Here is a 3,454-nt window from a genome sequence, read left to right as displayed (position 1 = left end):
GTATTTATATTGTGACATTTACTCCCCACATACAGATGGGGTTTTCACACGTTCTTACACTGTTTCGTTAATTGCGTTAATACTCCAATTCGCTAATTCGCACTACTTTTGTACAGAGGAGGATATCGAAGAAATAAAAAATAAACTCATTACTTACACAAACTTAGAAACAGATTTTCGGGGCTATATCGAAAATAAAGGATGGGCTCATTGTCTTGCTCACGTATCTGATGCCTTTACTGAAATTGTTCATAATACGTATACCACTTTTGAATGGTACGAAGAATTAATTCATTGTTTATTAAATAAAATCTTTATTCCATCTGACCTTTTTCATAATAACGAAGATGAGCGCATCGTTACTCCATTACTAGCAATGCTGTATCATGATTTTCCTCAAAACGAGTTAATTTCTATTATTCAAAAAAAAATAAAAAGGCTTCCTCAAATTAGAAAACGCCTTTCGCTTAATGAGTATTGTATTTTATGTGCCAACATTAAAACCTTTTTACGCACATTATTTTTTAGAACGAAAGATGACCATAACTTAGCCTTTACAGCACGTAAAACAGAAAGAATGTTAAAAGAACTTCCTAACTATTATTAAATACAAGGAGCAATGACATGGGTTATATTGAAGATATGAGAAATCTAGTAGGAAATCATCCACTTATTTTAATAGGTTCGCACGCCATTATAGTAAATGAAAAAGATGAAGTATTGCTGCAGCTCCGTACAGATTTTAACCGCTGGGGCATTATTGGCGGTGCCTTAGAATATAACGAAACGTTAGAAGATGCTTTAAAACGAGAAGTGTTTGAAGAAACTGGACTTATTATTAAAAATCCAGAACTATTCTGTACATACTCAGGGCCAGATTTCTTTCAAATCTATCCAAATGGCGATCAAGTACACGGTGTACTCGTTGTTTATATTTGCCGAGAATTTTATGGGGAGCTTGTATGTGATAAAACTGAGTCAAAAGAATTACGTTTCTTTCCGCTTGATGAGTTACCTAGTACTCTTCATCCAGTCATTGAGAAGATTCTTCGCGATTTTTATCACTCCAATAAAAAATAGAAATCAAACAACCTCATTTCCCATCATTACAACGTGAAATGAGGTTGTTATCGTTCACCGTAAATCCCTATTTCCCCAAAATGATATTAACGCTCTCTTTTTACAAATTTATATCCCTTTATAAAAAGGATAGTTATATAAGAAACAATAAATGAAAGAATAGTATACATGCCCTCCCAAAAGAAAAATGCTGGATCGTGCACTGTAACATTTAACATAAGAAAAATAAGAAATGTTACTATTGGCATCACATAAAATGTACCTACTTTATATGCTCCAGCTATTGAAACAATACAAACAAGCAATGGATATATACAGAAAATAAAAATGATTTCACTCAACATTATGTCCCCCTTTCTGCAGAAATAATAGGTTTCTCGTACACATTTTGGGGAACAACAAAATTTTATTTTTTATCAATTATTAGTAAATATAATGTTAGATTGTTATCTCAATCTGATTTCCTTCAGGATCACTTACTACACTTTCATAATAACCATCCCCTGTAGTACGCGGCCCGTTTAACACTGAGTATCCTGCTTCTCTTAATGTATTAGTTAATTCGTTCACTTTTTCTTTACTATCTACTGAAAAAGCAATATGCGCATATCCTATTGTTTGTGTTTGTACTTTCTCGTCTATCCCTACCTGCTTCATAAGTTCTAGACGCGCACCGCCTTCAAAAGTTATGAAATAAGATTCAAACTGCTTTTTCGGATTGTGATATAAGCTATTTTCTTCACCACCGAAGTACTGTTTATAAAAATCACGCATTCTTTCTAAATCATTCACCCAAATTGCTACATGTTCAATTTTCATAATCGACACCTTTTCTTTTATGTTATTCAACTGGCAATTGGATGCTTCATTGCCCGTACATTTAATTTTCTTTATTTGTTCTCGTAATCATAAGATCAAGTCCAAGGCTTTTTAACCCATATAAATAATCTTCTTTCCAGTTGCTCACTGTTATTTTCGGAATATGTTCTGCCGGAATGTACTGCGGACAACTTTTTACAATCTGATCTATTACAATTTGGTTCACTTCATCATCACAGAAGATGAATCCATGAGGGTTAATAATAGCTATACATGTAGCTATTAAACGAGTAATAGCATCTATATTATATTCCTCTGGATTATTCGAATCTTCACTTCTCAAAGCTTGCAAGAAATTTTTATTATCGTACTGCGGGACGAAAGATATCTCTCCTGAGAAAAATGTGCTTCCGCGTACGACATCTCCATTTACCATAATCCCCGCACCTGGGCCATTTTGACCTGAATACAAATATACAAGAGAGGAATTTTCATTGTTTCCAGTATTTTTATGATAGCCGAGCACTGCAGCATTCATATCGTTTTCTATTACTACTGGTATAGAAAACAGTTCCTCCAAGTGACTTTTCAAATTAAAATTTTGGAACTTTTCATATCCAGGAATATAGAAAATACGCCCATTATCAACAGCACCAGGAACACCAATTGAAATTGAACTTATCTTTGGAAACGTAGCTATAAGACTTTCTATATGTTCTGTCAATACACTTAGACCCGTATCGATTAATGCACTTGAAGTACTGCCTTGTTCTTTTACTTCCCCTAAACAGTTAAAAATTGTATAATTCGTCTCATTTTTTTCTAAAAATATCGCTAAACCTAACATATATTCTGGATTATATTCATATCGTTTTGCTCTTCTTCCACCACTTGAATCATCTAAACCGGCTAAAGTGACTTCACCGTCTTGTTTCATTTTTTCTATAAATTTACTTATCGTTGGAAAACTGATTTCTAATGTATTACTAAGTTCAACTTTCGTTGCACTACCTCGCTCTAGAAGAGCTGTACGAATGCCACGAAGGATCGTCTCTTTAATCGATTTTTGAGTAACAAATTGTTCACTCAAATCGCTCACCACCTTAATCAACATACTTATTAAACACTTTTAATAAGTTGCGTTGACAATATATCATACATCATTTTCTAAAGCAATGAACACTCCCCCACTTAGCAAAGCTTGAAGTGGGGGTTTCTAACGTTTCGACCTAACGGACGATTAACGTCAGGGGAGTTAACACATTAGCGAGCTGTTTCACGCTTAACCCCTCTATCCCATTTGTCCATGCATTTGGGATTACTTTTCGTAAAATGTTAGCCGCAGCATTTACATCTGCATGAATTAAAGTTTTATTTGCTGAACGATATATGCCGCGCTTTATTCGTTTTCCTGAAAAAGTTGTATTTTGGTCATTTTCTCCATACGTTGGAATGAAGTCGTTATCCAGAAAACTTGCTTTCGATGTATATGATTCTTCAGTTACAACAACTTGAATGCCTACAGCATTTGCTTTGTATGTAATCATTTGAATCA

The 3,454-nt window shown here is 34.1% G+C and carries 5 protein-coding genes and 1 pseudogene; 2 read left to right on the top strand and 4 right to left on the bottom strand.

From position 1 onward, the window contains the following. Positions 1–607: DUF2785 domain-containing protein (locus tag H6481_RS27890; protein ID WP_182813774.1), on the top strand; the 607-nt coding region annotated here is incomplete at its 5' end. 17 nt (positions 608–624) lie between these two features. Continuing rightward, on the top strand, positions 625–1,080 hold the full coding sequence (locus H6481_RS27885; protein ID WP_182813772.1) for an NUDIX hydrolase: 456 nt from the start codon (positions 625–627) through the stop codon (positions 1,078–1,080). An 86-nt stretch (positions 1,081–1,166) separates the two neighbouring features. Here the strand turns inward: H6481_RS27885 and H6481_RS27880 are convergent, their stop codons facing one another. From H6481_RS27880 to H6481_RS27865, 4 genes and pseudogenes are all read right to left on the bottom strand, one after another. Beyond that, a complete protein-coding gene (locus tag H6481_RS27880) occupies positions 1,167–1,421 on the bottom strand; it encodes a YbeF family protein (RefSeq protein ID WP_182813770.1) in 255 nt (84 codons plus the stop codon). Between the two features lie 97 nt (positions 1,422–1,518). Next, positions 1,519–1,899, bottom strand: a complete 381-nt coding sequence (locus H6481_RS27875) for a VOC family protein (RefSeq protein ID WP_000687573.1) — start codon at positions 1,897–1,899, stop codon at positions 1,519–1,521. Positions 1,900–1,960: 61 nt separating this feature from the next. After that, positions 1,961–2,989 carry an ROK family protein gene (locus H6481_RS27870; protein WP_000003038.1) on the bottom strand — a complete coding sequence of 343 codons (1,029 nt, stop codon included), beginning with the start codon at positions 2,987–2,989 and terminating at the stop codon, positions 1,961–1,963. 139 nt (positions 2,990–3,128) lie between these two features. Further along, positions 3,129–3,454, bottom strand: a pseudogene (locus H6481_RS27865) (zinc ribbon domain-containing protein); the annotation flags it as partial.

Source organism: Bacillus sp. ME78, from assembly GCF_903970865.1.
GTDB classification, from domain to species: domain Bacteria; phylum Bacillota; class Bacilli; order Bacillales; family Bacillaceae_G; genus Bacillus_A; species Bacillus_A cereus.
Note: the sequence above shows the minus strand (reverse complement) of the source record. Positions and strands in the feature narration are given on the sequence as shown.